The following is a 342-nucleotide window of genomic DNA, read 5'->3' on the forward strand; positions in this document are numbered from 1 at the left end:
CGGCACGAGGTTGGCAAGGTTGGTCTCCCCGCCGTGCCGCCAGGCGTGGATGTGGTGCATTTCGCAGTTGTCAGCTCCATGCCGACAATCGGGCACCGGACAGGTTGGCGACATCATGGATGCCAACGCGCGTTGCTTACTATTGGCAAACCGCTGGGTGCGATACAGGTTGACTGCACCCTCGGTCGGGTGAAACGCCGCGACTTCCAACTCGTCGCCGAATTGCTGCGCGAGAAACTCCGCACCCGTCATTGTCGTGCCATCAGTCAGCGTGAGCGTGACCTCGTCACCGGCACCGGATTGGATACGCGTCCATTCGGGAAGCGGCACCATAACAATCGG

General features: G+C 61.1%; 1 protein-coding gene. It reads right to left on the reverse strand.

The window, feature by feature from the left end; all coding sequences use genetic code 11:
• Window positions 1-342, reverse strand: a 342-nt coding sequence (locus HMPREF2785_RS03085) for an HNH endonuclease signature motif containing protein (protein WP_141750630.1), incomplete at both ends; no start/stop codon positions are given.

It is taken from the genome of Corynebacterium sp. HMSC067D03 (assembly GCF_001811185.1).
GTDB classification, from domain to species: domain Bacteria; phylum Actinomycetota; class Actinomycetes; order Mycobacteriales; family Mycobacteriaceae; genus Corynebacterium; species Corynebacterium coyleae.